Genomic DNA, 26235 nt, shown 5'->3' with positions numbered 1-26235 from the left:
TCCCGGCACGGGTGAACGGCAGTTGAACGGCGCGCATGTGTGGAGCGTGGAGTGGCAGGGTGAGCAGCATGGACGGTCGTGACCTGGTGCGTTCGGTGAGAGTGGTCGGTTCGAGGAAGGCGGCTCTGGGGTTGCGTACCGTACGGGCCGCGTGGCGCAGGCGGCGGATCGACGCCGCCGGGCTGCCCGCGCGGGGGGCGGAGCGCGCCCGGGTGCCCGGGCCCGTGCTGGGGGCGGAGCCCGGCCCGGGGGGCGGAGTGATCCGCTTCAGCCGCTCCGAGCTGCGGATCACGGTCGCCGTGAACGGAGCGGTCTTCTGGGGCTGGGACGGGGCCGGTCCCGAGCCGTCCTACGCGCTCGCGGGCCGCGGTCCCGAGCCCGACCCGCGGGCGGTCCTCGAACCGGACACGGACGGCGGCTGGCGGGTCGTGGCGGAGCGGGTGAAGGTCAGCGTCTCGCGGCACGGCGCGATCGAGGTGTGCACGCCCGGCGGCGTGATGCTGCGGCGGGATCTGCCGCCGCGGTGGTGGGAGCCGGTGGGCGGGGGTGCGGCACGCTGGGTGCAGCGCTCGGAGGTGGCGGCGGACGCGCGGTTCTTCGGGCTCGGCGGGCGGCCCTCGGGACCTCGGCTGCGGGACGGGACGTACCGGCTGTGGAACACCGATCCGGGGCACGCCTTCGGCCCCGGGGACGATCCGCTGTACATCACCATGCCGGTGCAGTTCGTGCTGGCCGACGCGGCCGCGCACCTGGTGTTCCACGACACCTCCTGGGACGGGACGGTGACCCTCCGGGCGGGTGAGGAGGGTGCCGGTTCCGGTCATGACCGGACCGGGCGGAGCGAGCTGCGCATGGACGGTGGGCCGCTGCGCTGCTGGGTGATGGTGGGCACCCCCGCGCGCGTGCTGCACACCTGGGCCTCGCTGACGGGTCCGCCGGCGCTGCCGCCCGCGTGGGCCCTGGGTCACCACCACGCCCGCTGGGGCTTCGGCAGCGAGCAGGAGGTACGGCGGATCGTCGCCGGCTACCAGGAGCGTGATCTGCCGCTGGACGCCGTCCACCTGGACATCGACCACTACGACGACCACCAGGTGTTCACCGTCGACCAGGAACGCTTCCCGAAGCTGCCGACCCTGGCGGAGGAGCTACGGCGGGACGGGATCCGGCTGGTGTCGATCGTGGACCCGGCGGTGAAGGCGGAGCCGGGCAACCCGGTCCACGCCGGCGGGACGGCCGTGGACGCCTTCGTGCGGGACTCGGCGGGGCGGCCGGTCGAGGGCGTGGTGTGGCCCGGGGAGTCGGTCTTCCCCGACTTCACGCACGCGCGCGTACGCAAGTGGTGGGGCGGTCTGTACGAGGAGCGGCTCGCCATGGGCTTCGCCGGGTTCTGGCACGACATGAACGAGCCGACGTCCTTCAACGCCTTCGGCGAGTCGACGCTGCCGCGCTCGGCACGGCACGCTCTGGAGGGGCGCGGCGGCGACCACCGTGAGGCGCACAACGTGTACGCGCTGTGCATGGCCCGGGCGGCCTACGAGGGGCTGCGGGAACTCGCGCCCAAGGAGCGCCCGTTCCTGTTCTCGCGCTCGGGCTGGGCCGGTATGCAGCGCTACGGCGGCGCCTGGTCGGGTGACGTCGCCACCGGCTGGCCGGGGCTGCGCGCGTCGTTGTCGCTGGTGCTGGGGCTGGGGCTGTGCGGGGTGCCGTACTCCGGGCCGGACGTGGGCGGGTTCGACGGGAGCCCGTCGCCCGAGCTGTTTCTGCGCTGGTTCCAGCTGGGCGCCTACCTGCCGCTGTTCCGTACGCACGCGAGCATGCGCGCGGGGCGCCGGGAGCCGTGGGAGTTCGGGACCGAGGTGCTGGAGCACGCGCGCGGGGCGCTGCTCGAACGGCGGCGCCTGCTGCCGTACTTCATGACGCTGGCGCAGCTGGCGAGACGCACCGGCGCACCCTACGTGCGGCCCTTGTGGTGGAGCGCGCCGGAGAACCGGGCGCTGCGTGACTGCGAGGACGCCTTCCTGCTGGGCGACGCTCTGCTGGTGGCGCCGGTGCTGGATCCGGGCGCCGACCGGCGTGCGGTGCAGTTGCCCCGGGGGCGCTGGTACGACACGCGGTCGGAGCGGGCCTACGAGGGTCCCGGGCAGGTCCTCGTGGACGCCCCGCTGTCCCGGATCCCGGTGCTCGCGCGCGCGGGTGCCGTCCTTCCCGTACGGGGCGAGGACGGCGGGACGCATCTGGAGGTGTGGGCGCCCGTCCGGGGCCGGACGGGCGGCGGGCTGGTCGTACCGGACGCGGGCGACGGCTGGGACGAGCCGGAACTCGAGCGTTATGTCGCCCGTTGGGAGGGCAGGCGGGTGGTGGTCCGGCGCGAGGGGGAGAACGGCGTGAGCGAGCCGTCCCGCCCCGTCCGGGTCAGGGGGCTGAGCTGAGCCGGAGGGCTCAGTAGCGGCCCTCGAACCACGCGCGGACGGCCACGCTGTGCAGGGGGAAGGCGAGTTCCTCGGCACGGCGCAGCAGGTGCCAGCCCTCCGTCTCGTCGGTCGCGCCCGACGCCGGGAGGCCTTCGGCCGGGCGCTCCGGGAGGAGGCCGAACAGCAGCAGGTGCCCGTCCGGGGAGCTCATGGCGTCGACGAGGCGTACGTCGCGGGCCGCCGCGTCGATGCCGGTCTCCTCCTTGAGTTCGCGGACGACGGCCTGCCGCCAGTCCTCGCGGTCGTCGACGAAGCCTCCGGGCAGCGCGACGCCGCCGCGTGCGGGGGCGACGGTGCGGGTGATGACGACCAGGGCGGTGCCCTTCGTGTCGTACACGGGCTGGAGGGCGATCGCCACCGGCAGCGGGTTGCGGTAGGCGGTGTGGCCGCAGGCCGGGCAGGTGCGGGGCCAGCCGGAGATGCCGTCTCCGTAGGCCGCTCCGCAGCTCGAACAGTGCGAGCCCGGAGCGGAGTTGGCAAGGGGGTGTTGATTTTCGGACACGCGCGGACTTTATCCGATCACGAGAACGTCGTCCTACGGTCGGGGGAACGCCTCCTTCCGGAAGTGAAGCGACACTGAGTGACCGGGACACCCGCCGGGGGGCACCGTTCGACGGCGCGGCCTGCCCAATTCGGGCGACCCGTGGCACACTTCTGACGTTCCGTCAGATCCAGTGCCCTGGAGGGACCATGTCGCGTACTGGCACGCCCGCGGTCGACGGCTGGTTCACCGGCGAGGGAGACGGCTTCAGGCTGCTGGGCACCCGCTGCGCGGCCTGCGCCGCGGTCTTCTTCCCGCGTGAGGACGTCCACTGCCGCAACCCCGGGTGCGAGGGCGGCGACCTGGTGGAGGTCCCGCTGTCCCGGCGAGGACGGATCTGGTCTTTCACCGACAGCAGATACCGGCCGCCGTCACCCTATGTGAGCGACCCGGAACTTCCGTGGGAGCCGTACACGTTGATCGCTGTGGAGCTGGAGTCCGAGCGGATCGTGGTGCTGGGGCAGGCGGTTCCCGGGATCACCGTCGCCGACCTGGCGGTGGGCACGGAGGTGGAGGTCGTCCCCGGCGTGCTGTACGAGGACGCGGAGACGACCTGGACGACCTGGCACTGGCGGCCGATGGGGGTGGCGGCATGACGACCGACGTGGCGGTGCTCGGCGTGGGCATGCACCCCTGGGGAAAGTGGGGTCGCGGCTTCGCCGAGTACGGGACGGCCGCCGCCCGCGCGGCCCTGGAGGACGCGGGGCTCCGGTGGCGGGACATCGGCTCGATCGTGGGCGCGGACACGGTGCGTGGCGGGTATCCCGGCTACGTCGCGGGCGCGACCTTCGCCAAGGCGCTGGGCTGGCAGGGGGCCCGGGTCACCAGCGTCTACGCGGCGTGCGCCTCCGGGGCCCAGGCCGTCGCCGCGGCACGGGCTCAGATCCTGGCGGGGCTCGCGGATGTGGTGCTCGTGGTGGGTGCGGACGCGGCGCCCAAGGGCTTCTTCCGGCCCGCGGGCGGAGACCGCCCCGACGATCCCGACTGGCTGCGGTTCCGGCTGCTCGGGGCGACCAACCCGGCCTACTTCGGGCTGTACGCCCGTCGGCGGATGGCCGTGTTCGGGGACACCCCCGAGGACTTCGCGCTGGTCAAGGTGAAGAACTCGGCGGCCGGGGCGGCGAATCCGTACGCCCGCTACCGCAAGCGGGTCACCGCCGAGGAGGTCGCCGCCTCCCAGGTGGTCGCCGATCCGCTGCGGCTGCTGGACATCTGCGCGACCTCGGACGGCGGGGCCGCACTGGTGCTGTCCAGCCTGGAGTTCGCCCGCCGGCGCGGGGTGGCGCGGCCGGTGCGGATCCGCGCGGTGTCCACGGTCACACCGCGCTATCCGAGCACGGTGCTGGACCTGCCGGACATCGCCACGGACTCGGCGGCCGTGACCGGCCCGCCGGCGCGGACCTTCCGGGCGTCGATCGCACGGGCCGCCTACGAGGAGGCGGGCATCGGCCCCGAGGAACTGTCCCTGGCGGAGGTGTACGACCTGTCCACCGCACTGGAGTTGCAGTGGTACGAGGATCTGGGGCTGTGCGCCGAGGGCGAGGCGGCGAAACTGCTGCGTGAGGGGTCGACGGCCCTGGGCGGACGCATACCCGTCAACACCAGCGGCGGTCTGGCCTCGTTCGGGGAGGCGGTACCGGCCCAGGCGATCGCCCAGGTCTGCGAGCTCACCTGGCAGTTGCGAGATGCGGCGGGTGAGCGGCAGGTGGCGCACGCGCGCGTGGGGATCACGGCCAACCAGGGGCTGTTCGGGCACGGTTCGTCCGTGATAGCGGTGCGCTAGCCGGCCCGGAGCGGACCCCACAGCTCGCACACTGGGCGTGACCACCCCAAAAGGGTGCGTGAACGTCTCATGAACTGCCCTTGGGCGGAGGCCCGGTGGGCCACCATGCTGCCGTGCCCTCCTGGACGGATGCTCTCCGTTTCGCCTTCCAGCCCGTGGTCAACCTGACGACCGGCGCGACAGCCGCACTGGAGATCCTGGCCCGCCCCGAGACCGGTGACATCCTCGCCGAAGCGCACCGGAACCCCGAACTCGACGGCAGGCTGGCCGTGCTGGCCTTCCGCGCGGCGGCCCGCAAGGAGACCCTCCTGCCGCTGCACATCAACGTGTTCGCGGCCACGCTCGCCGACCTCGGAGGCATCGGCCCGCTGCCCGGGGCGATCCGCGAAGCCGGACGGATGCCCTGGGAGGTCACCCTGGACATCGTCCCGCCGTACGCGCACGTGCCGCAGCGGGCCCTGCTGGAGGCCGTCACGGCGCTGCGCGGTCAGGGTTTCAGGATCAGTGCGGACGGCATCGGCGACGGGGACGTGCCCCTGCGGCTGCTCACCGACCTCTCCCCCGACCTGGTCAAGCTGGACGCCTCGCTGCTCGGCCGGCCTGCCGCGGTCCGGGCCATGCGCACCCTGTGCGAGGAACTGGGCGCCCTGCTGGCCGTCGAGGGCGTCGAGACGGAACGCCAGTACGCGGCGGCCCTCTCGGCCGGGGCCCAGCTGGCCCAGGGCGAACTGTTCGCACCGCCAGCCCGGATCCCGGTGGCGGACGTATACGTTCCGCCGCGCTCCCCCGCCGCCGCGCCGACGGCGCGCTCCGGACCCTTCGTACGGGAGTTCGTCAGACCCGCCGCGCTGCTGCCGGTCACCGCGTCGGCACTGCAGGTGCGGACGCTGCTGACCGGCTCCCCCGACGTCTCCGGCGTCCTCCTGGTGGACCAGGCGGGAGCCCCGGTCCGGTCGGTGCACAGGTCCCGGTTCCTGCTGTCCATGTCCGGCCGCTACGGGCACGCCCTGTACGCGGACCGTCCGGCCGTCAAGCTGGGCGACGCACCCCGCACGGTCGGTGTCGACGCGACCGCCTGGGAGGTGCTGGACGTGGTGGCCGTCGGCGGCCGGGACCGCGCCTCGGACGATGTGGCCGTCGTCGACCGGCTGGGGCGCTGTGTGGGCGTCGTACGCCTCGCCGACCTGCTGCGGGCGCTCGCGGAGACCCGGGTCGAGGAGGCGGCCGGACTGAACCCGCTGACGCGGCTGCCCGGTTCGGACGCGATCACCCAGGAGGCGGACCGGCGGGTCGCGGGCGGCCGGGGCTTCGCGCTCAGCTGGCTGGACATCGACCACTTCAAGCAGGTGAACGACGGGGCCGGCTTCGCCGCGGGCGACGAACTGATCCGCTCGGTGGGACGGGCGCTCCAGCAGGCCGCCACCGGGCACGCGCGCGTGGGGCACATCGGCGGCGACGACTTCCTGGTGCTGGCCGACGAGACGGGACTGGGTCCGGTCGCCGCCGTCCTCGATCTGCCCTGGTCGGCGGGCGGCCGTCCGGTCTCGCTCTCCCTGGCCACCGTCGTCTGCGGTCCGGGCAGTGTGGCCGACCACCGGCAGGCGGCCGCGTACCTGGCGCCGCTGAAGAAGGCCGCCAAGGCGCTGCCCGGGGCGAGTTGGGTGCTGGGGCGGGCAGGGCTGCCCGGGTACGAGATCCGGCACGGCTCGGGCGCGTCCTGGGCCCAGGCCGGTTACGCGGTGGTGGAACCGTGAGAACGGTTCTCCGACGGGTTGCCTGTCATCGTTGCGGTCGACGACCTTGACGCTCCCTGGGCGCCGGTGAAAACTTCCCGTGTCGGTCGACATCGCCGTACATTCTCGGCGTAATCAGGCACTGCGCCATGGGCTGCTCCTGTCTGAAGGCCCGTTCTCCCATGGGCGATTCGGCTGCTACGGCACGCTCGTCACGGACGCCGGGCGGGGCGCAGGACCTTCCCTGCCTTCGGCTGACGTCGCCAAGGGAACCGTTCCTGCTCTAAGCACCGGGGTCGATCCCCGGCCAGCGCCCTAGGAGCCGCCATGAGCAACGGAGACATATTCGTCGGCGAGGTCATCGGTACGGCCATCCTGATCCTGTTCGGTGCCGGTGTCTGCGCCGCGGTCACGCTCAGACACTCCAAGGCCCGGGCCTCGGGCTGGGTGGTGATCGCGTTCGGCTGGGGCTTCGGTGTGCTGGCGGGTGCCTACACCGCCGCCCCGCTGTCCGGAGGGCAGCTCAACCCCGCCGTGACCATCGGCATCGCCGTCGACACCGGCAAGTGGGGCAAGGTCTGGATCTACCTGCTCGGCCAGTTCGTCGGCGCGATACTCGGCGCCGTCCTGACGTACCTGGTCTACCTGGCCCAGTTCCAGGCCAACGTGCCCGACCCGGAGTCGGGCGAGGAACCGACGCCGACGCTGGGCATCTTCTCCACCATCCCGGAGATCCGGAACCCGGTCGCCAACCTCGTGACCGAGATCATCGCGACGGTGGCGCTGGTCCTGCCGATCCTCGCGTTCGGACTGACCAAAGGGCTTGGCGAGTCCGGCGTCACCGTACTGATCGTCTCGCTGCTCGTCGTCGGCATCGGGCTGTCGCTCGGCGGGCCCACCGGCTACGCCATCAACCCGACACGCGACCTGGGCCCCCGGATCGTGCACACCTTCCTGCCGATCCCCCACAAGGGCACCTCCGACTGGGGCTACGCCTGGATCCCGGTCGTCGGCCCGCTGGTCGGCGGGGCGCTCGCGGGCCTCATCTACAACGCAGCCTTCTGATCCAGCGACCAAGGGGTAGCCATGCCGGACACCGCCGAGAAGTACGTCGCCGCCATCGACCAGGGCACCACGTCGAGCCGCTGCATCATCTTCGACCACGGCGGCGCGATCGTCGCCGTCGACCAGCGTGAGCACCGCCAGATCTTCCCCAAGCCCGGCTGGGTGGAGCACGACGCCACCGAGATCTGGTCCAAGGTGCAGGCCGTGGTGGCGGGGGCGCTCGCCAACGCGGGGCTGCGCGCCGACCAGCTGAGCGCGCTCGGCATCACCAACCAGCGCGAGACGACGGTCCTGTGGGACCGGGCCACCGGCAAACCCGTGCACAACGCGATCGTCTGGCAGGACACCCGCACCGCCGCGCTCTGCAACGAACTCGGCGGCAGCGACGGCCAGGACAGGTTCCGCGAGCAGACCGGACTGCCGCTCGCCAGCTACTTCTCCGGGCCCAAGGCGGCCTGGCTGCTGGACAACGTGCCCGGGCTCCGGGACCGGGCCGAGCGCGGCGAGATCGCCTTCGGAACCATCGACTCCTGGCTGATCTGGAACCTCACGGGCGGCGTCGACGGCGGCCGGCACGTCACCGACGTCACCAACGCCGGGCGCACCATGCTGATGGACCTGGAGACCCTGCGGTGGGACCCCGCCATCCTCGCTGCCATGAACATCCCCGCGGCGGTCCTGCCCGAGATCAGGTCCTCCGCCGAGGTGTACGGCACCGCGGTCGGCCAGCTCGCCGGCGTGCCGGTGGCGTCCGCGCTCGGCGACCAGCAGGCGGCCGTCTTCGGGCAGGCCTGCTACGACGTCGGCACGGCGAAGAACACCTACGGGACCGGCAGTTTCCTGCTGCTCAACACCGGCGACCGGCCGGTGCCGTCCAAGAACGGGCTGCTGACGACGATGGGCTACAAGATCGGTGACGAGGCGCCGGTGTACTGCCTGGAGGGTTCGATCGCCATCACGGGCGCCCTGGTCCAGTGGTTCCGTGACCAGCTCGGCATCATCCGCACCGCCGACGAGATCGAGACCCTGGCCGCGAGCGTCGACGACAACGGCGGCGCCTACATCGTGCCGGCCTTCTCCGGTCTGTTCGCCCCCTACTGGCGTTCGGACGCGCGTGGCGTCGTCACCGGGCTGACCAGGTACGTCACCAAGGCACATCTGGCCCGCGCGGTCCTGGAGGCGACCAGCTGGCAGACCCGGGAGGTCGTGGACGCCATGTACCAGGACTCGGGGGTGCAGATCACGACCCTGAAGGTGGACGGCGGCATGACCGGGAACAACCTGCTGATGCAGCACCAGGCCGACGTGCTCGGGGTTCCGGTGATCCGGCCCCGGGTCTCCGAGACGACCTGCCTGGGCGCCGCCTACGCGGCCGGCCTGGCCACCGGCGTCTGGAACGACCTGGACGAACTCAAGTCGCACTGGCAGAGGGACGTCGAGTGGACGCCCGCCATGGAGGCGTCGGTGCGCGACCGTGAGTACGCCAACTGGCGCAAGGCGGTTGAGAAGAGCTTCGGCTGGCTCGCGGAGGACGACGCCTGACCCCCTTGGGACCACGGCCCGTACCCCGGTCGGCGGGGGTGCGGGCCGTGCCGCCGCCGCTCAGGTGGTGACGGCCTGCCGGTGCGCCGCCGCGTAGGCCATCGCGTGCTGTACGACGCCGATGAGCACCTCCTTGACCGACCCGCGGTCCCGGGCGTCACAGAGGACGACCGGTACGTCCGGGTCGAGGTCGAGGGCGCGGCGCACGTCGTCCACCGGATAACGGTCGGACCCCTCGAAGCAGTTGACGCCGACGAGGAACGGTATGGAACGCCGCTCGAAGTAGTCGACGGCGGCGAAACAGTCCTCCAGACGGCGCGTGTCGGCGAGCACCACGGCTCCCAGCGCGCCCTCGGACAGTTCGTCCCACATGAACCAGAACCGTTCCTGTCCGGGGGTGCCGAACAGGTAGAGCACCAGGTCCTCGCGCAGGGTGATGCGGCCGAAGTCCATGGCGACGGTGGTGGTGTGCTTGCCCTCGACGCCGGAGGTGTCGTCGACCGGTCGCCCGGCCTCGGTGAGCAACTCCTCGGTGCGCAACGGCCTGATCTCGCTGACCGCGCCGACCAGCGTCGTCTTGCCCACGCCGAAGCCGCCGGCCACGAGGATCTTGAGCGTGACGGGCTCGACCGGGGGCTTGCCGCGCTCAGATCGCCCGAAGATCATCGATCTCTTCTCCTGCTTGATGAGGGTCGTTTGCTTGCTGCGGGTCGTTTGCTTGCTGCTATTCGTTCTTGACGGAGCCGGGTGGCGGAGGTCCGTATCCGCCGCCGCCCGGGGTCTCGATGACGAGTACGTCGTCGGGGCCGACGTCCGCCGCGTCGCTGCCGCCGAGTTCGGTGACCGTGCCGTCCGCCCGCTCCACCCGGTTGGCGCCGAGCGCGCCGGGTGCGCCGCCCGCCATACCGTACGGCGGGACGCGGCGGTGCTGGGAGAGGGTGGAGACGGTCATGGGTTCGAGGAAGCGGATACGGCGGACCGCGCCGTCCCCGCCGTGCCAGCGGCCCGCGCCGCCGCTGCCCCGCCGCACGGCGAACTCGTCGAGGCGGACGGGCAGTCGCCACTCCAGGACTTCCGGGTCGGTGAGCCTGGAGTTGGTCATGTGGGTCTGTACGACGCTCGCACCGGGGAATCCGTCACCGGCTCCGGATCCGGAGGCGACGGTCTCGTAGTACTGGTGGCGCTCGTTGCCGAAGGTGACGTTGTTCATGGTGCCGGAGCCCTCGGCCTGGACGCCGAGCGCCGCGTAGAGGGCGCCGGTGAGGGCCTGGGAGGTCTCGACGTTGCCCGCGACGACGGCGGCCGGCGGCTCGGGCGCGAGCATCGAGCCGGGCGGTACGACGACGTCCAGCGGCCGCAGACAGCCGTCGTTGAGCGGGATGTCGTCGGCGACCAGGGTGCGGAAGACGTACAGGACGGCAGCGTTGACGACGGAGAGCGGGGCGTTGAAGTTCGTGGCGAGCTGCGCGGAGGTGCCGGTGAAGTCGATGGTCGCGCGCCGCCTGTCGCGGTCCACGCGCACGCGCACGCGCACCCGGATCACGGCGCCGGAGTCGGTCTCGTAGGCGTACTCGCCGTCGTCCAGGGTGTCGAGGACCCGGCGGACGGCGGCCTCGGCGTTGTCCTGGACGTGCCGCATGTAGGCCTGGACGACGTCGAGGCCGAACTCCTCGATCATCCGGCCGACCTCGTCGACGCCCTTGCGGTTGGCGGCGATCTGGGCGCGCAGGTCGGCGAGGTTGGTGCGGATGTTGCGGGAGGGGTGGCGGGCGTCGGCGAGCAGCCGGTGGGTCTCGGCCTCCCGGAACCGGCCGTCCTCGGCGAGCAGCCAGTTGTCGAAGAGGACGCCCTCCTCGTCGATGGTCCGGCTGTTCGCGGGCATCGAACCGGGGGCGATGCCGCCGATCTCGGCGTGGTGGCCGCGGGAGGCGACGTAGAAGAGGATCCGGTCACCCTCCGTGCCGAAGACGGGCGTGATCACGGTGACGTCGGGGAGGTGCGTGCCGCCGTGGTACGGGTCGTTGACGGCGTAGGTGTCGCCCGGACGCATCGAGGCGCCGCGACGGCGGATGACCTCCTTGACGCTGGTGCCCATCGACCCCAGGTGGACGGGGATGTGCGGGGCGTTGGCCACCAGGTTTCCGTCGGGGTCGAACAGGGCGCAGGAGAAGTCGAGGCGTTCCTTGATGTTGACGGACTGGGCCGTGGACTCCAGGCGGGCACCCATCTGTTCGGCGATCGACATGAACAGGTTGTTGAAGACCTCCAGCAGGACCGGATCGACTTCCGTGTCGAGATCGGAACTCTGCGTGACCGTCGTGCGTTCCAACAGCAGATGCCCGTCGTCGGTCGCCGCGGCCCGCCAGCCGTCGTCGACGACGGTCGTGGCACTGGCCTCGGTGATGATCGCCGGGCCGGTGACGGACACGCCGGGAGGCAGCTCCTCACGGCGGTGGAGGGGGACGTCGCGCCAGGCACCGCCGGTGTGCAGGTGGACGTTCAGCGGGGCGGCGGGACGGCCTTCGTACGGGGCGAGGGCGGACAGATCGGGGGGTGGGGTGATGCCGGTGGCTTCCACGGAGAGGGCTTCGACGACGACCGGGCGGTCGAGCGTGAAGGAGTACGTGGCGCGATGACGTTCTTCGAAGGCGTGTCTCATCGCGTCGGGCTCGCCGAGTTCGACGGTCAGGGCGGTGTCGGTGCCGTCGTAGCGGAGCTGGGCGCGGCGGGTGACCTCGACACGGTCCTCGGGTACGTCCTCGGCGCGCAGTTCGGCGCGGGCTGCGGCCTCCAGGTCGTCGGCGGTCTTGCGGACGCCGGGCATGGCTGCGGGCTCCAGAGGGACCTCGACGGACTGTTCGCGCATGGCGGTGGTGTCGGCGAGCCCGATCCCCAGCGCGGACAGGACGCCCGCCATCGGCGGCACCAGCACGGTGCGGATGCCGAGCGAGTCCGCGACCAGGCACGCGTGCTGTCCGCCGGCGCCGCCGAAGGTGGTGAGGGCGTAGCGGGTGACGTCGTGGCCCTGCTGGACGGAGATCCGCTTCACGGCGCCCGCGATGTTGGCGACGGCGATGCTCAGGTAGCCCTCGGCGACCTGTTCCGGGGTGCGGTCGTCGCCGGTCCGTTCGCGGATCTCTCGTGCGAGGTCGGTGAAGCGGGCGCGGACGAGGCCTGCGTCCAGGGGCTGGTCCCCGTCCGGTCCGAACACCTGCGGGAAGTGGGCGGGCTGGATACGGCCGAGCATGACGTTGGCGTCGGTGACGGCGAGCGGGCCGCCGCCCCGGTAGCAGGCCGGGCCGGGGTCGGCGCCGGCCGAGTCCGGGCCGACGCGGTAGCGGGAGCCGTCGAAGTGCAGCACCGAGCCGCCGCCCGCGGCCACGGTGTGGATGTCCAGCATGGGGGCGCGCAGCCGGACGCCCGCGATCTGGGTGGTGAAGACCCGGTCGTACTCACCGGCGAAGTGGGACACGTCGGTGGAGGTGCCGCCCATGTCGAAGCCGATCACCCGGTCGAAGCCGGCGAGCCGGGACATCCGGGCCATGCCGACGATCCCGCCGGCCGGTCCGGACAGCACGGCGTCCTTGCCGCGGAACTGTCCGGCCTCGACGAGGCCGCCGTTGGACTGCATGAACATCAGCCGCACACCTTCGAGTTCGTCCGCGACCCGGCGGACGTAGCGGCGCAGTACGGGCGAGAGGTAGGCGTCGACGACCGCGGTGTCCCCGCGCGGGACGAGCTTCATCAGCGGGCTGACCTCGCTGGACAGCGAGATCTGCGGGAAGCCGGTACGGGCGGCCAGGTCGCCGATCGCCCGCTCGTGGGCGGGGTGCAGGTGGCTGTGCAGGCAGACGACGGCCACGGCGCGGATCCCGTCGTCGTACGCCTCCCGCAGCGGGCCCGCCAGGGCGTCCAGGTCGGGCGGGCGCAGGACGGTTCCGTCGGCGGCGATCCGCTCGTCGGCCTCGATCACCCGCTCGTACAGCAGCTCGGGCAGGTCGATGCGGCGGGCGAAGATGCGAGGGCGGTTCTGGTAGGCGATGCGCAGGGCGTCGCCGAAGCCGCGGGTGATGACCAGGAGGGTGCGCTCGCCCTTGCGCTCCAGCAGCGCGTTCGTGGCCACGGTGGTGCCCATGCGGACGGCGTCCACGGGGTCGCCGGAGCCGGCGAGGAGTTCACGGACGCCCGCCACGGCGGCGTCGGCGTACCGCGCGGGGTTGTCGGAGAGCAGTTTGTGGGTGAGCAGCCGGCCGTCCGGGCGCCGCGCCACGACGTCGGTGAACGTACCGCCGCGGTCGACCCAGAACTGCCAGCCTGTCACGTCACTACTCCGCTTCCGTGCCGGTCACAGCGCCCGGAGGCCGTTGATCACGTCGCGCAGAATGCTCTCGTCCACCAGCTCGGCCGGGGGTACCGGCCGGTTGACATGGACGAGTTCACCGTCGACGAGGTCGCCGATGAGGACCCGGACCACTCCGATGGGCAGATCGAGTTCCGAGGCCAGTTCGGCGACCGACTGCGGGACGTCGCGGCACAGCTCGACGATGTCGACGTGTTCCGGGGACAGCATCCGGTCGTCCTCGGGGTCGTCCGCGTGGGGCTCCGTGACGACCACCGCGATCAGGTCGAGGCGGTGCTGGGCCGCACTCGTGGTGCGGCCGCGCGTCATGGCGTACGGACGGACGACCGGTCCGGCCTCGTCGTCGAACCAGTGACTTCTTCCCTGGACGTCTCCGCTCATGTCATCTCACTACCCGCCCGCGGGCAGATCGGTGCGTGGAGCGGCCCCCAGATGTACGCCGACCCGCTTGACCAGCAGAGTCATCTCGTACGCGACCTGGCCGACGTCGGAGTCGGCGTCGGAGAGGACGGCGAGGCAGCTGCCGTCGCCGGCGGCGGTGACGAACAGGAACGCGTCGTCGAGCTCGACGACGGTCTGCCGGACACTGCCCGCCTCGAAATGCCGGCCCACGCCCTTGGCGAGGCTGTGGAAGCCGGAGGCCACGGCCGCCAGGTGCTCGCTGTCCTCTCTGGTGAGGTCCTTGGAGACACCGGTGGGCAGGCCGTCGCCGGAGAGCACGACGGCCTTGCGGATGCTGGCCACCCGGTCCACGAGTTCGTCCAGGAGCCAGTTCAGCTCGCCCTTGTTCGTCGCCGTGTGGCCGGTCGTCTTCGGATCGGTCATCGACCGTCCCCCTTAGTCGTTCCTTGTGCTGTGCCGTTCCGGGACCCGTCGTCCGTGGCGTTCTCCTCACGTCCGCGCTGCCAGCCGCGCTGGAGCGAGGCCATGCGGCTGCGGACTTCGTCGGCGTCGCGCTCGACGGGTTCCGGTTCGCGCGGAGCGGGTCGTGCGGGGTCCTGCCGCAGCTGTGGGGCCAGGTTGGCCTGCCGTACCCGCCGGGGCAGCGGACGGGTGCCGGACTCGGCCTCCGGGGATGTGCTGCCGAGGGGCGGGACGGAGTCGTCGGTGCCGCTGCCGGCGGTGATCTCGGAGCGGCGGGCGCGCCGGGGCAGGGCGGCGGGCCCGGTGGGTGCTGCCGGAGCCGCCGGGTGGTCCGCGGCTCGCTCGGCGGGGCCGGTGGCGCCGTGCGCGGCGGGATCGGTGCGGCGGCGGGACGGCAGCGGGGCGAGTCCGCCCGGTTCGGGGCGGGCCGGGTCGGCCGGTTCCCGCTCGTCGGGCGTGGCGCGGCGGGAGCGCTGCTCGGTGACGGGCTTGCCGTGCGAGCTGACCAGCTTGGGCGCCCGCCGCCTGGGCAGCGGCACGGGTTCGCCGGGGCGCTCGTCGTGGAAGCCGTCCGCGCTCCTGAGCTCGGTCCCGGGCTCGGGCTCGTGCTGATGAAGCTCGCTCACGGCGGCCCCGGTGTCGTCTCCGGCCCGCGCGCGGGAGCGGCGAGGGCGGAACAGTCCGCCGCGTTCGCTGTCGTCACCCGTGAGGGCGCCCGGGAAGCCGTCCAGCGCGTCCAGGTCGACGGGGGCCTCCAGCTCCACCGGCCCGTCCAGCAGAGCGGCCGGCATGCCGGGCCGCTGCGCCGGTACCTGGGTCAGGGCGGTGGCGCGGCTCTCCTCGGCCGCCGGCTCCACGGCGGAGTGATCGCGGTCGAGGCGGAAGCCGATGCCGTTGGTGTCGGGGACGTCGTCGGTGAGCAGCACGTCGGGTATGAAGACGACGGCGGTGGTGCCGCCGTACGGGGACGGCTGGAGCGAGACGCGGACGTTCTGGCGCTGGGCGAGGCGGCTGACCACGAACAGGCCGAGCCGGTCGGTGTCGGAGAGCTCGAACTCCGGGGTCTCGGCGAGCCTGAGGTTGGCCTCGAGCAGTGCCTCGGCGGCCATGCCGAGACCCCGGTCGTGGATCTCCAGGGTGAAGCCGTTGGCGACGCGTTCGCCGACGACCTGCACGGCGGTGTGCGGCGGCGAGAACACCGTGGCGTTCTCGAGGAGTTCGGCCACCAGGTGGGTGAGGTCGGCGACGGCGGGGCCGGTGACGGCGACGCGGGGCAGCCGGCGTACCTCGATGCGCTCGTAGTCCTCGACCTCGGCGACGGCGGCGCGCACGACGTCCATCAGCTGGACGGGCCGGCGCCACTGCCGCGAGGGGGCGGCGCCGGAGAGGATCACCAAGCCCTCGGCGTGCCGGCGCATCCGGGTGGTGAGGTGGTCGAGGCGGAAGAGGTCGGCGAGTTCGTCGGTGTCCTCGGTCCTGCGTTCCATGGTGTCGAGCAGGGTGAGCTGCTTGTGCAGCAGGACCTGGCTGCGGCGGGCGAGGTTGACGAAGACCTCGGAGACTCCGGACCGCAGTTCGGCCTGCTTGACGGCGGCCTCCACGGCGGCGCGCTGCAGGGTGTTGACGGCCTGGCCGACCTCGCCGATCTCGTTCCTGTCGTACTCCAGGCGCGGGACCTCGGTCTCCACGTCGACCTGCTCCCCCGCGGACAGCCGTCGCATCACGCTCGGCAGCCGGACCCCGGAGGCCTCGTGCGCCTCCTGGCGCAGCAGCCGCAGGTCGCGGATGAGGGCGCGGCCGACCCGGACCGACATGACCAGCGAGAACAGGACGGCGACCAGACCGAGGACGCCCACCACCGCGGCCTGGACGATCACGCTGACGGCGACGGGCCGGATGCGGTTCTGGTAGCCGTCGGCGACCTGGTCGTCGAGTGTGCCCAGTTCCTTGAGGACGTTGCCGGCGGCGGTGTCCCAGCTCTTCGCGCTGACGTCGTCGGGCGTCCCGGAGCCGAGGGCGATCACGGACTGCTCCGCGGCCCGCAGCGGAGCGGTGGTGGCGTCCTTCCAGAAGCGGTCGAAGCGGTCGCGTTCCGACGCCGGCAGCAGCGGCAGGCTGGTGTCGTACAGGAGGGTGCGCTGGGCGACGAGGTCGGAGATCTCACGGGTCTCGTCGCGGGAGACCTTTCCGACCACCAGGGAGGAGCCGAGCAGGGCGTCCTCGCGGGAGAGGAGTTCCCGGGCGAGGGTGAGGTTGTCGAGGGCGTGGCCCTGCTTCTCCATCGCGACGTCGTTCATGCCGTCGAGGCTGGTGAGCAGCGCGTAGCAGGGGTCGACGAGGCGGTTGTACAGGTCGAAGGCCTGGGCGCGGGCGACGGTGCCGCCCTCGACGCTGCGGCGCAGGGGGGCGATCCCGTCGAACGCGTCGAGCACGGCGGTGAGGCGTTCGCTGTCGTCGGCGTTCAGGCCGTCGCGGACGTTCTCCTTCTTGGAGTTGCCGCGGAGCTCGGCGACCGCGCTGTCGGTGGCGGTGCGGGTGCGGCGCAGGGCGGCCAGCGCGTCGGCGGCGCGCGGGTCCGCGAGATAGACGAGGGTCTGCCGGCGTTCCTGCTGCAGGACCTGAATGGCGTCGTCGGTCGGGTAGCCGATGTCCTCGACGACGGTCGACACTTGGAACAGCCGGCTGACTTCGCGTCCGGTGAGCACGGCCGCGAAGCCCCAGACGGCGGTCAGGGACACCAGCGGCACGAGAAGCAGCGCCACGATCTTCCGGCGGATCGACTTCCCGCGAAAGCGCATGGCCTCCCCCAGCTCGACCCCCGTCGCACGGGGGTACATATGTGCGTCAACAAACGGCGCGAGCCTACTACCGCCACATGGATAACTCGAAGACCTGTCCGGACGGTGAACTTCCGCATCGGGGCCGGGACATGGCGGACAGACAGGACAGACAGGAGGAGTTGTCCGGGCATTGCGGGAGATTGCCACCGCGATCGCGTCGACTTCGCGCGAGTAGGTCGGGAACGGCACGAAGGATCAGTTGGCCGGAATTTTTCGCTGGTTGGGAATCTTCGGGCGAGTTCGTTCGTCCTTGTTGATGGGTGACGGGTATGGAATCGGCCACAGGAGCCGCATCCCGTACCCGGGCGGCGTAAAACAACGTAAGCCGGGCAGCCACTGGGGAGTCGGGGTCATCGGACCCCGGGGCAAAGGTCTGCCGGCGGTGGGGAGTGACACGTTGATGGGGACGGCTCAGCAGCGCTTGGCGTCCGAGGACGGTGCGGCGACGCGCTCGACGGTGCAACAGCAGGCGCAGTACCGGCCGTTGTGGGTCGAGGAGCCCGCCAAGCGGTACCGGATGCCGGATCCGGTGCGCACGGCGGGGGTGCGGGCGCTGATCATCATCTCGGTGACGCTGATCCAGGCCATGGTGGCGTTCTTCTGCACGATGGCGGAGTCCTGGCTGGCGTTCCCGATGGTGATCAGCAGTGTGGCAAGCACGGTGGTGGCCACCTGGAGCGTGGTCGACGTCTGGGTGACCCGCCAGGTGTGGAACCAGCGCAACGGCGTGGTCTCGGAACCGAGCAGTACGGCGCGGACGCTGCGCCGGGAGCGGCGCGCGGCCCGGCGGCAGGAACGCGCCGCCGAGCGGGAGCAGGAGCGGATACGGCGGCGCGGCGGCCGGACCGGGCAGCTGTCCCACCCCTGAGGCCGTCGCGGCGGCCCGGAGTCCGGCAGAAGGACTTCAGGCCGACGGCTTCTTGAACATCCGAGTGGCCGTGATCTCGCTGTGCACCGCCTCGCCGGCCCCCGGCTGCTGCGGCAGCCCGGGCCGGAGATGTTCCTCCACGCTGATGTACTTCAGACCGGCCCGTAGATCGGCGTCGTTGCGCAAGCGAATGACCAACGGGAACTCGGCCAGCGCGGTGGTGTCGAACAGACCGGTCGTGTAGAGCAGTTGCACGCCCAGCGCGTCCGACACGGCTCGCTGGAGCTCCAGCAGGTAGGTGGCGTTGGCCCGGCCGATGGGGTTGTCGAGGAACAGGGTGCCGGCGTGCCGGTGCTTGTCCCGCCCCCGGTCGTTGGACCGCAGCGCGGCCATCGTGCAGTACAGGGCGATCGCGGCGGTCAGCAGCTGCCCGCCGGAGAACACGTCGCCCATCTGCCCCACCGGCACCCGCTCCGCGCGCAGCACCGCGTCCGGCTTGAGGATTTCGACGGCGATGCCCTTCGGTTGCAGGGCCGCGCCGACACCTCGCAGCAGCAGGGACATTCCGTCCCGTCGCAGATCGGAGTTCTTCTTCACGGCCGCGCGGGTCGCCTCGTCGACGACCTCGCCGAGGCGTTCGGTGAGGGTGGCCTGGTCGGGCTCCTCGAAGCGGATGCGCAGGAACTCCTGCCCGGACCACTCGCCGAGCCCCTCGGGCAGCCGGGACAGCCGCTGGGCGGACCGCAGGGTGGCCAGCGCGGACTCCACCAGCCCGCGCAGCCGGTCCACGATCGAGTCCCGGTTCCGTTCCAGCTGGGCCAGTTCGTCGGTGAGTACCCGCAGCCGGGGCGCGAAGGCGTCGGCCCACTTCTGGGCGTGCTCGGGCAGCGCGGCGGCGGGCAGCTCACGGATCTGCTGCCGGGCGGGGGTGCGCACCGCCTCGTAGCGGGTGGAGTTGGCGTGCCGTACGAGGATGTCGCTCGCCTCGCGTACGGCGGCCTCGGCGGCGGACAGGTCACCGGCGCAGCCGCGCAGCGACCTGCGGGCCTCGGCGGCGGCCTGCCGGGCCTCCTCCGGGCTGCCGGGATAGGGCTCGGTCTCCCCCGGCTCGTCCTCGGCGCTGTGTTCGCGCAGCAGGTCGCGGAGCATGGCGGCGAGTTCGTCGAAGCCGCCCGCCGCGTCCTCGGCCGCCCGGTGGGCGTCGAGCAGCTCGGCGTGGGCTTCGCGGGCCTGGGTCAGCGCCTCGGTGCGGGAGGCCAGTTCGGCCGTGGTCGTGCGCAGCAGGGCCTGCGCGTGCTCGGCGTCGCGCGGCTGGAGTTCCTCGGGAAGCTCGGTGTGGGCCTCGCCGTCCTCGGGGGCGTGCCGTTCGGCCTCCCCGCGCAGCCGCCCGAGCTGCTCGCTCGCGGTGGACATGCGCGTCTCCAGGAGCTGCACCAGTTCCTCCGCGCGGGCGGCGGCGGCCTGCCGGGAGGGCCCGTCGGAGCCGTCCGGCGACTGGAGCAACTGCTCCGCGCGGGTGCGGACCTTGTTGCTCAGCCGGTTCAGCTCGGCGAGGGCGGCGCTGTCGTCGCTCTCCGCGCGGGCCTGCTCGGCCCGGAGGTCGGCGCCGACGCCGACCTTCTCGTAGACCTGGGAGGCGGTCCGGTAGGCCTCCCGGAGGGCGGGCAGTGAGGACTTCGGGGCGTCCTCGTCCGCCTCCGGTACGTCGTCGGGGGCGCCGGCGATCTCGGAGCGCTCGGCGCGCAGCGCACGGGCGGTACGGCGGGCGTCGTCGGCGGCCCGCTGGGCGCCGCGCCGGTCCTCGTCGGCGGCTCGCGCGCGCTCCAGGCAGGACTGGGCGCGGGCCTCCGACTCGGTGGCCTCGTCGGCGAGTTCGCGCAACTTGACCTGCCAGCCGGCCCGCTCCCGCAGCCGGAACGCGAGGCCGGCGAGGGCGTCGGCGGCACGCCGGGCCTTCTGGGCGGCCTCCTGCCGTTCGTCGCGCAGCCGCGCGGCCTCGGCGGCGGCCTCCTCGGCCTCGGACCGGACGGTCCGGGCCTCGGCCAGCTCGGCCTCGGACTCCTCGGCGAACACCCGCGCCTCCTGGGCGGCCCGCGCCAGCTCGACGAGCTGTCCGGCCGGACAGCCGGTGCGCCAGGAGGCGAGCCGGGCGGCCAGTTCACGGTCCTTGCCGAGCCGGGCGGCGAGGGCCCGGATCTCCTCGTCCCGCTCGGTCGCCCGTGCCCGCAGCGCCTGCCGCTCCTCGTCGGCGGCGTGCTCGTCGTGCATGGCCGGGTTCGGCGGTACGAGGAACACGTCGCCGGGGGTGGCGTCGGCGGGCGGGGTCGGCGCGAGCAGGGCGGCGGCCGTGCCGACGGCGACGGCGGAGCGCGGCAGCAGGGCCGCGTCGCCCAGCGCCTCGCGGGCCCGGGCGTGGGTGTCGGGGTCGGTGATGATGACGCCGTCGACCAGTTCGGGGCGGGCGGCGAGGACGCGCGCGTGGTCGGCGGGGTCGACGGCCTGTGCGAGATAGCGCCAGCCGGGCAGCGCCGGGATGCCGTGCTCGCCGAGGAACTCGACGGTGGCCAGCACGTCGGGTCCGGGCGGCAGCAGGCCGCCGTCACCGAGGGCGCCGAGGATGCGGGAGTCGTCGGCGGCCGCCGTGCGCAGCTCGAACAGGTGGCGCTCGGCGGAGCCCACGGCGTCGTCGAGGAGTTCGCGCAGTTCGTCGGCGAACCGGTCCAGTTCCTCGGGGGTGAGCGTGTCGTCGCCGCCCTCGTGCCGGGGCCGCGGAATGGTCGTACGGGAGCCGGTGAGGCCCAGCAGTTCGGCGAGCCGCTCCTCCGCGGCCAGGCCCTCGGCGAGCCGCTTCTCGGCGTCGTAGGAGCGCCCGGCCGCCGTCGCCGCGTCCGCCGCGCGGGCGGCGGTGAGTTCGGCGCGGGACTCGGCGGAGGCCGCCTCGCGGGCGAGTTCGGCCGACCTGTGGGAGGCCTCGCGGGCGGTGTCCCAGGCGGCCACGGCGCTCTTCTCGGCGTCGCTCGCGGCCAGGGCGGCCCGGGCCGGGTCGGCGTCGGGCGCGCTGTCGTCGAGCCAGCCCGCGCGGACCGCCTCGGCGGTCTCCTGCTGGACCTCGCTGAGGCGCTGGCGCAGGTGCCCCACCTCGCTACGGGCGCGCTGCGCCTCGGTGGCGGCGGCGGTGGAGTCCCGGTACGCGGAGTCGCTGACCTCCTGGAGCGCGGCGGACCGCTCCTCCTCCTCGTTGGCGAGGTTCTCGGCGTTCTCGGCGGCGGCGTGCAGGGCCCGTACGAGGTCGACGGCGGCCTTGGCGCGGGCGGCGAGGGCGGGGGCCGCGTCGCGTTCGGCCTCCTGGATGGCGGCGGCCACCCGGGCGACGCGGTCGGCGGCGGCGCGGTGCCGCAGTACGGCCTCGGCGGCCTGCCAGGCGGAGTGCAGGGTGCGCGCGTCGGCCAGCTCGCGCTTTTGTGCGGCGGCGGACTTCTCGCCCGCGGCCAGCGCCAGTGAGGCGTGCCGGTAGGCGAGTTCGGCGGCGATCAGCGCGCTGCGCTCGCGGGCGCCCTCGGAGTGGGTGACGGTGTGGGCGGCGGCCGTGACCCGCTGGGCGAGGTCGGCGGCGCGCGTCCGTTCCTCGACGCCCCGCGCGGACAACCGCCGGGCCAGCGTGCGGGTACGGCGTTCGGCGCCCGCGTGGATGTCACGCGCGCGGGAGCGTGCCTCGGCGGCCTCCACGATCCGCCCGAGCAGGTCCACCGAGCCGGCGGTGAAGTCCCGTTCGGCGATCAGTTCGGCGCGCCGTCCCAGTTTGTTGCCGAACCCGCCGACCAGGTCGGCGAGCCCGTCCGTGTCCCGGGTGTCGGTGACGGCGCGCAGCAGCAGGTCGGTGAAGTCGGAGTCCTTCTTGACCGCGAACAGGCCGGCGGCCTCGCCCTCGTCGGCGTTCATCTCCCGTTGGTAGCGGAAGAGCTCGGGGTCCAGGCTGAGGTCGCCGAGGTGCTCGATCCAGCGGTCGTGGATCTCCTCCCAGTGCACTTCGAGGTGCGGGTAGAACTTGCCCGCCTCGGTGATGGCGTCCCGGAAGCCCTTCATGGTGCGCCGCCGCCCCTGCGCTCCGGAGGCGCCCTCCACGGGCGGCCGTACGGCGGTGGACTCGGCGACCGGAAGACTGTCCAGGGAGAGGCCCGGCCCGGGCCGGAACGAGTACCAGGCCTCCGCGAACTTGCGCGGGTCGTTGGAGACCTGCCGCCCCCGCCACTCGCTGACCTTGCCGACGACCACGCACTCACCGGTGAGCGTGTGCTGCCACTCCAGGGCGACGTGCCCGCAGTCGTCCGCCAGCAGGAACTTGCGCAGCACGCCCGAGCTCGCGCCGCCGAGGGTGTTGCGGTGCCCCGGCAGCATCACCGAGAAGATCAGCTTGAGCAGCACCGACTTGCCGCCGCCGTTCTCCAGGAAGAGCACGCCGGCGGGCGCGGGCCGGCGCGGCGGGCCGACCGGCTCCTCCTCGAAGAACTCCGCCTGGGCGGGCGCGGGGTCGGGCACCGGTTCGCCGACGCCCCGCAGGTCCAGGACGGTGTCGGCGTAGCGCGCACCGGCCGGCCCGATCGAGTAGAGGCGGATCCGGGACAGCTCGTACATGGTGGACTCTCGTAAGACGTGGGAAAGGGTTCTGAGGGCTCAGGAGTGGAACGGCAGCCCGGCGTCGGCGACCAGGTCCAGGTCCTCGGTGTGCTCGGCGGGCATCAGCGTGGCCGTGCCATCGGTGACCGGGACGACGCCGAGTTCCAGCAGCTCGGTCATGGCGGCACCGCCGGCCATGTCCCGCACCTGGAGCTGGTAGCGGGCGGTCGTGCGGTAGGTGCCGCCCTGGTCGTCGCCGGTGCGCTGGAGGAAGCCGGAGTCGGTGAGGAAGGCGACCGCCTTGCCGATGATGCCGGTGGTGGAACCGGCCAGCCTGCGGGCGTCCTTGGTGGCGCCGGTCGCGCTGCGTCTGGCCCAGATCCGCCAGGCGGCCTCCAGGCCGGGCGCGTCGGTGGCCGGGTCGGTGTTCTCCCCCAGCTCCTCGGCACGCTCCTCCAGACGGCGGCAGGCCTGGCGGACGAAGGCGTCGACGCCGTTGACCGTGATCCGTCCGATGTAACCGTCGTCGGCGAGGTCCTCGGGGCGCGGGAACGCCAGCGCGGCGACGGCGAGATGGGCGAGCCCGTGCAGGAACCGGTCGCCCCCGTCCGCGGACGTCCGACGTGCGTAGTCGCCCATGCGAACGGCGAACACCGAGTCCTCGGCGGCGGTCACGGCCATCCCCGCGCGGGGCGACACCTCCAGCACCACCAGCCCGAGCCCGGCGGCCACGGCGTCCGCGAGCCGCGCGAAGGCCGGGTCCTCACGGTAGCGCCGCAGCAGTTCGGTGTACTCCTGATCACGGGCGGGCTGCAGCTTGGGCTGCAGCCCGAAGGCGACGAGCCGCGCGGCGTCGGCGGCATCGGCCGGCGTGACGGCAGCGGGCGCCGCCCCGGCGGACGCCTCAGCCTCGACGTACTCGCTCACAACGACAACTCCCTTGACTTGAGAACAGCGGTCGGCGCAAGCGCCCCGTAAGGGGCGCGGGGCCGTGTCGGATCTGCGGCTACCGCCGCGTGGGCGCGACCAGCCACAACGGACTCGCATCCGGCGCCCGGCATCAGGCCGCCTCGGTCCGATCCGCAGCCATCCCGACCGCGTCCAGCAAAGCCGTCCCCACGATCAGATCCGCCCCACCGAACTCGGGATCGTCCAGCTCGGTCCCGTCGTCCACCGCGAACAGCAGCTTCTCCTCGCCCTGCCGATACGCCGTACCCACCGCAGGACTGGCCGCGTGTACGGCCAACAAGGCCACCAGATAGGGCAGATCGGGATCGGACCGCCGTGCCTCCGCCAGCAGCCCCGACAGCCTCCGCGGGGCGTCGGCCGGGAGATCCAGCAGTTCCATCGCCGCAGCCAGCTGCTCCTCGCTGAACCGGCTGTCGTCCGGCGTGGCGATGAGGTCCGGCTCCGGCATCTCCGCGCCCAGGTGCTCCCGCTCCACGGGCGGCGTGAGCAGTATGTCGACGAGGTCGCCCACCCGGACCGACACCGGCGTCCGCAGCCCGGTCCCGCGCGCGAAGAACGCCCCCGTGACCCGGCTCGCCTGCTCCAGCGGCAACGGCAGCAGCGGCGCCAGGAGATGTCCGTACAGGTCCGTCCCGGACGTGGTCATGGGCGTCGCGAACGCCTGCCGGTCCTGCTCCGCGCGGAACAGCGGCCCGGCTTCCAGCAGTCGCGACTGCAACTGGGTGTGGCGTCGGATGCAGTCCTTGACGATGTCGACGAGCTCGGCGGCGCGCCGCTTGTTCTCGGCGTCCTCCGTCTCGTCACGGGCCTTGCGGATGTTGGTGAGGATCGCGTTCTCGTGCCGGTACCGGTCGGCGACGTGGTCCAGCGCCTCGGCGATCATGTCGGGCACGGCGTTGAGCCAGTCCACCGCGCGCACGTTGCGCCGGGTGGCCTCCAGGGCGCGGCGCAGGGTCTCCGAGTACTGCACGGTGCGGTAGCGGGCCTGCTCCGCGGCGAGCTGGGCGTCGGCGAGCCGGCCGCGGTTGATCAGCACCTCCAGCTTGACCTCGGCGGCGATCTGGGCGCTGGTGACGTCCGTGTCGAGGGCGCCGACCAGGACGTTGACGGCCTCGTCGGTGGTGCGGAGGTAGACCGTACCGCCGGGGCCGGGCACCTCCTCGATCAGCTTGAAGTCGTAGTCCCGGCGGACGTACGAACCGTCGGGCGCGAAGGTGCCGTACACCGCGCGGAAGCCGCGGTCCACGCTGCCCACGTTGATCAGGTTCTCCAGGACCCAGCGGGCGACCCGCTCGTGCTCGGCGGTGGGACGGTGCGGGGTCTGGGCGGAGATGCGGGGGATGAGCCGGGCGACGATCTGCTCGTGGTCGGCGCCGGTGTCGAAGTCCATGTTCAGCGTGACCAGGTCGATGGCGGAGAGGGCCACCTCGGCCATGCCGTACACCGAGTACTCGCCGGCCAGGTTCGCCTTGCGCGCGTCCAGGTCGTGCAGCGGCGCGGTGCACGCGAGCGCGCGCAGCCGCCGCGCCAGCCCTTCGTCGGCGGCCGGGCCCGGTGCCGGGCGCGGCCCCGCGCTGAGCTGGGGCGGAACGCTGTCCGTCGGTGCAGGCGAAGTCACGGTGCACAGACTAGGTCCTTGGTCTGACAACGGCCCAAACGGCGCGGGTGGCTCCGCCGGGAGCGCCGGGTACCACAGCCCGGTTCTCGGAGTGCGGCTCGGTGGGGGTTGATCGCGCAGTTCCCCGCGCCCCTCACGGGGCGCTGTCGACCCGGCGGCGGTAGACGTCCACCACGCGTTCCAGGGAGTCCGTGAGGTAGGTCTCGAGCAGGCGTTCCGCCCCGCGCCGGTCGCCGGTCCGGAGCGCCTGGAGGATCTCGCGGTTCCGGGCCAGGTACGGCTCGTGCAGGGCGTGGGGGTCGTCCACCACATGGAAGGCCAGGCGGAGTTCGGCGAAGACGCTGCGCATCAGTTCGTCGGTGCGTTCGCTGCCAGCGAGGGCGACGAGTTCCCGGTGGAAGTGGATATTGGCCGTGCCCACCGCTTTCCAGTCATCCGCGGCGGCCGCCGACTGCCCCTCGGCGACCGCCGCGGACAGGGCGTCCAGGGCGTACGGCGGCTCGCCGAGGCCGCGCACGACGGCGCATTCGACGAGGACACGGGTGCGGTAGATGTCCTCGACGTCCTCGACGGTCAGGACCCGCACGAACACACCCCGGTTGAGCTCGTGGACCAGCAGCCGTTCGTGGGTGAGCAGCCGGAACGCCTCGCGCAGGGTGTTGCGGGAGACCCCCAGGGCGCCGCCGATGCCGTCCTCCGACAGGCGGGTGCCCGGCGGGAAGAAGCCGTCGGCGATCCGGCTCCTGAGGATGTCGGAGACCCGTTCGGCGGTGCTGGTCCGCCCGAGGAGGGCGCGGTCGTCGGCCAGTCCCGTCAGCTGCTCTGCCATGCCCGGAATTCAACCGCAGACCCAAGAACGAAACAACGTAGGTATTGAGGGATCGTTGAACAATCCTCTACGGTGCTCATCACGCTCCTCATGGAACGGCTCCGCACTGCTCAGTTCCCGCACCCTCCGTCCCTCAAC

At 72.7% G+C, this 26235-nt stretch carries 16 protein-coding genes and 1 pseudogene; 7 read left to right on the top strand and 10 right to left on the bottom strand.

The genetic code is table 11. From position 1 onward, the window contains the following. Positions 1 to 68 precede the first annotated feature (68 nt). Positions 69 to 2429, top strand: coding sequence for a glycoside hydrolase family 31 protein (locus MB828_RS30195; RefSeq protein WP_301650928.1), 2361 nt, complete (start codon positions 69 to 71; stop codon positions 2427 to 2429). Positions 2430 to 2439: 10 nt separating this feature from the next. On the opposite strand, the gene MB828_RS30190 is transcribed toward MB828_RS30195, so the two are convergent. Further along, the gene (locus MB828_RS30190) at positions 2440 to 2973 is read right to left on the bottom strand and encodes an NUDIX domain-containing protein (RefSeq protein ID WP_301650927.1); all 534 of its coding nucleotides are present in this window, start codon (positions 2971 to 2973) and stop codon (positions 2440 to 2442) included. 188 nt (positions 2974 to 3161) lie between these two features. Between MB828_RS30190 and MB828_RS30185 the strand changes: the two genes are divergently transcribed. From MB828_RS30185 to glpK, 5 genes are all read left to right on the top strand, one after another. Next, entirely contained in the window at positions 3162 to 3608 is a 447-nt protein-coding gene (locus MB828_RS30185; RefSeq protein ID WP_301650926.1) for a Zn-ribbon domain-containing OB-fold protein, read from the top strand. Further along, the gene (locus tag MB828_RS30180) at positions 3605 to 4795 is read left to right on the top strand and encodes a lipid-transfer protein (protein WP_301650925.1); all 1191 of its coding nucleotides are present in this window, start codon (positions 3605 to 3607) and stop codon (positions 4793 to 4795) included. Before MB828_RS30185 ends, MB828_RS30180 begins: the two co-directional genes overlap by 4 nt. A gap of 113 nt (positions 4796 to 4908) precedes the next feature. Then, on the top strand, positions 4909 to 6549 hold the full coding sequence (locus tag MB828_RS30175) for a GGDEF domain-containing protein (RefSeq protein WP_301650924.1): 1641 nt from the start codon (positions 4909 to 4911) through the stop codon (positions 6547 to 6549). A gap of 306 nt (positions 6550 to 6855) precedes the next feature. Continuing rightward, on the top strand, positions 6856 to 7593 hold the full coding sequence (locus MB828_RS30170) for an MIP/aquaporin family protein (RefSeq protein ID WP_133026099.1): 738 nt from the start codon (positions 6856 to 6858) through the stop codon (positions 7591 to 7593). Between the two features lie 21 nt (positions 7594 to 7614). Further along, positions 7615 to 9135 carry a glycerol kinase GlpK gene (gene glpK, locus MB828_RS30165; RefSeq protein WP_301650923.1) on the top strand — a complete coding sequence of 507 codons (1521 nt, stop codon included), beginning with the start codon at positions 7615 to 7617 and terminating at the stop codon, positions 9133 to 9135. A 60-nt stretch (positions 9136 to 9195) separates the two neighbouring features. On the opposite strand, the gene MB828_RS30160 is transcribed toward glpK, so the two are convergent. From MB828_RS30160 to MB828_RS30140, 5 genes and pseudogenes are all read right to left on the bottom strand, one after another. Beyond that, a complete protein-coding gene (locus MB828_RS30160) occupies positions 9196 to 9801 on the bottom strand; it encodes a GTP-binding protein (protein WP_046731991.1) in 606 nt (201 codons plus the stop codon). After that, positions 9782 to 13456, bottom strand: a pseudogene (locus MB828_RS30155) (hydantoinase B/oxoprolinase family protein). The gene MB828_RS30160 and the pseudogene MB828_RS30155 overlap by 20 nt, the downstream one beginning before the upstream one ends. Positions 13457 to 13480: 24 nt before the next feature. Continuing rightward, positions 13481 to 13876 (bottom strand): DUF742 domain-containing protein, encoded by a 396-nt coding sequence (locus tag MB828_RS30150; RefSeq protein ID WP_133026097.1) that lies wholly within the window; start codon positions 13874 to 13876, stop codon positions 13481 to 13483. A 9-nt stretch (positions 13877 to 13885) separates the two neighbouring features. Continuing rightward, positions 13886 to 14320 carry a roadblock/LC7 domain-containing protein gene (locus MB828_RS30145; protein WP_046731989.1) on the bottom strand — a complete coding sequence of 145 codons (435 nt, stop codon included), beginning with the start codon at positions 14318 to 14320 and terminating at the stop codon, positions 13886 to 13888. Beyond that, positions 14317 to 17157, bottom strand: a complete 2841-nt coding sequence (locus tag MB828_RS30140) for a sensor histidine kinase (protein WP_301650922.1) — start codon at positions 17155 to 17157, stop codon at positions 14317 to 14319. Before MB828_RS30140 ends, MB828_RS30145 begins: the two co-directional genes overlap by 4 nt. A gap of 442 nt (positions 17158 to 17599) precedes the next feature. Here MB828_RS30140 and MB828_RS30135 point away from each other — a divergent pair, with 442 nt between their 5' ends. Further along, positions 17600 to 18067, top strand: coding sequence for a hypothetical protein (locus MB828_RS30135; RefSeq protein WP_133026095.1), 468 nt, complete (start codon positions 17600 to 17602; stop codon positions 18065 to 18067). A gap of 36 nt (positions 18068 to 18103) precedes the next feature. On the opposite strand, the gene MB828_RS30130 is transcribed toward MB828_RS30135, so the two are convergent. From MB828_RS30130 to MB828_RS30115, 4 genes are all read right to left on the bottom strand, one after another. After that, positions 18104 to 22699 carry a hypothetical protein gene (locus MB828_RS30130; RefSeq protein ID WP_301650921.1) on the bottom strand — a complete coding sequence of 1532 codons (4596 nt, stop codon included), beginning with the start codon at positions 22697 to 22699 and terminating at the stop codon, positions 18104 to 18106. Between the two features lie 39 nt (positions 22700 to 22738). Continuing rightward, positions 22739 to 23608 (bottom strand): hypothetical protein, encoded by an 870-nt coding sequence (locus tag MB828_RS30125; protein ID WP_133026093.1) that lies wholly within the window; start codon positions 23606 to 23608, stop codon positions 22739 to 22741. A gap of 133 nt (positions 23609 to 23741) precedes the next feature. Next, entirely contained in the window at positions 23742 to 25268 is a 1527-nt protein-coding gene (locus MB828_RS30120; protein ID WP_133026092.1) for a hypothetical protein, read from the bottom strand. A 133-nt stretch (positions 25269 to 25401) separates the two neighbouring features. After that, complete coding sequence (locus MB828_RS30115; protein WP_133026091.1) at positions 25402 to 26097, bottom strand: GntR family transcriptional regulator; 696 nt, start codon at positions 26095 to 26097, stop codon at positions 25402 to 25404. Positions 26098 to 26235 lie beyond the last annotated feature (138 nt).

This window comes from Streptomyces arenae (assembly GCF_022343545.1).
Taxonomy (GTDB): Bacteria; Actinomycetota; Actinomycetes; order Streptomycetales; family Streptomycetaceae; genus Streptomyces; species Streptomyces humi.
This window is presented reverse-complemented; position numbering and strand designations above follow the sequence as displayed.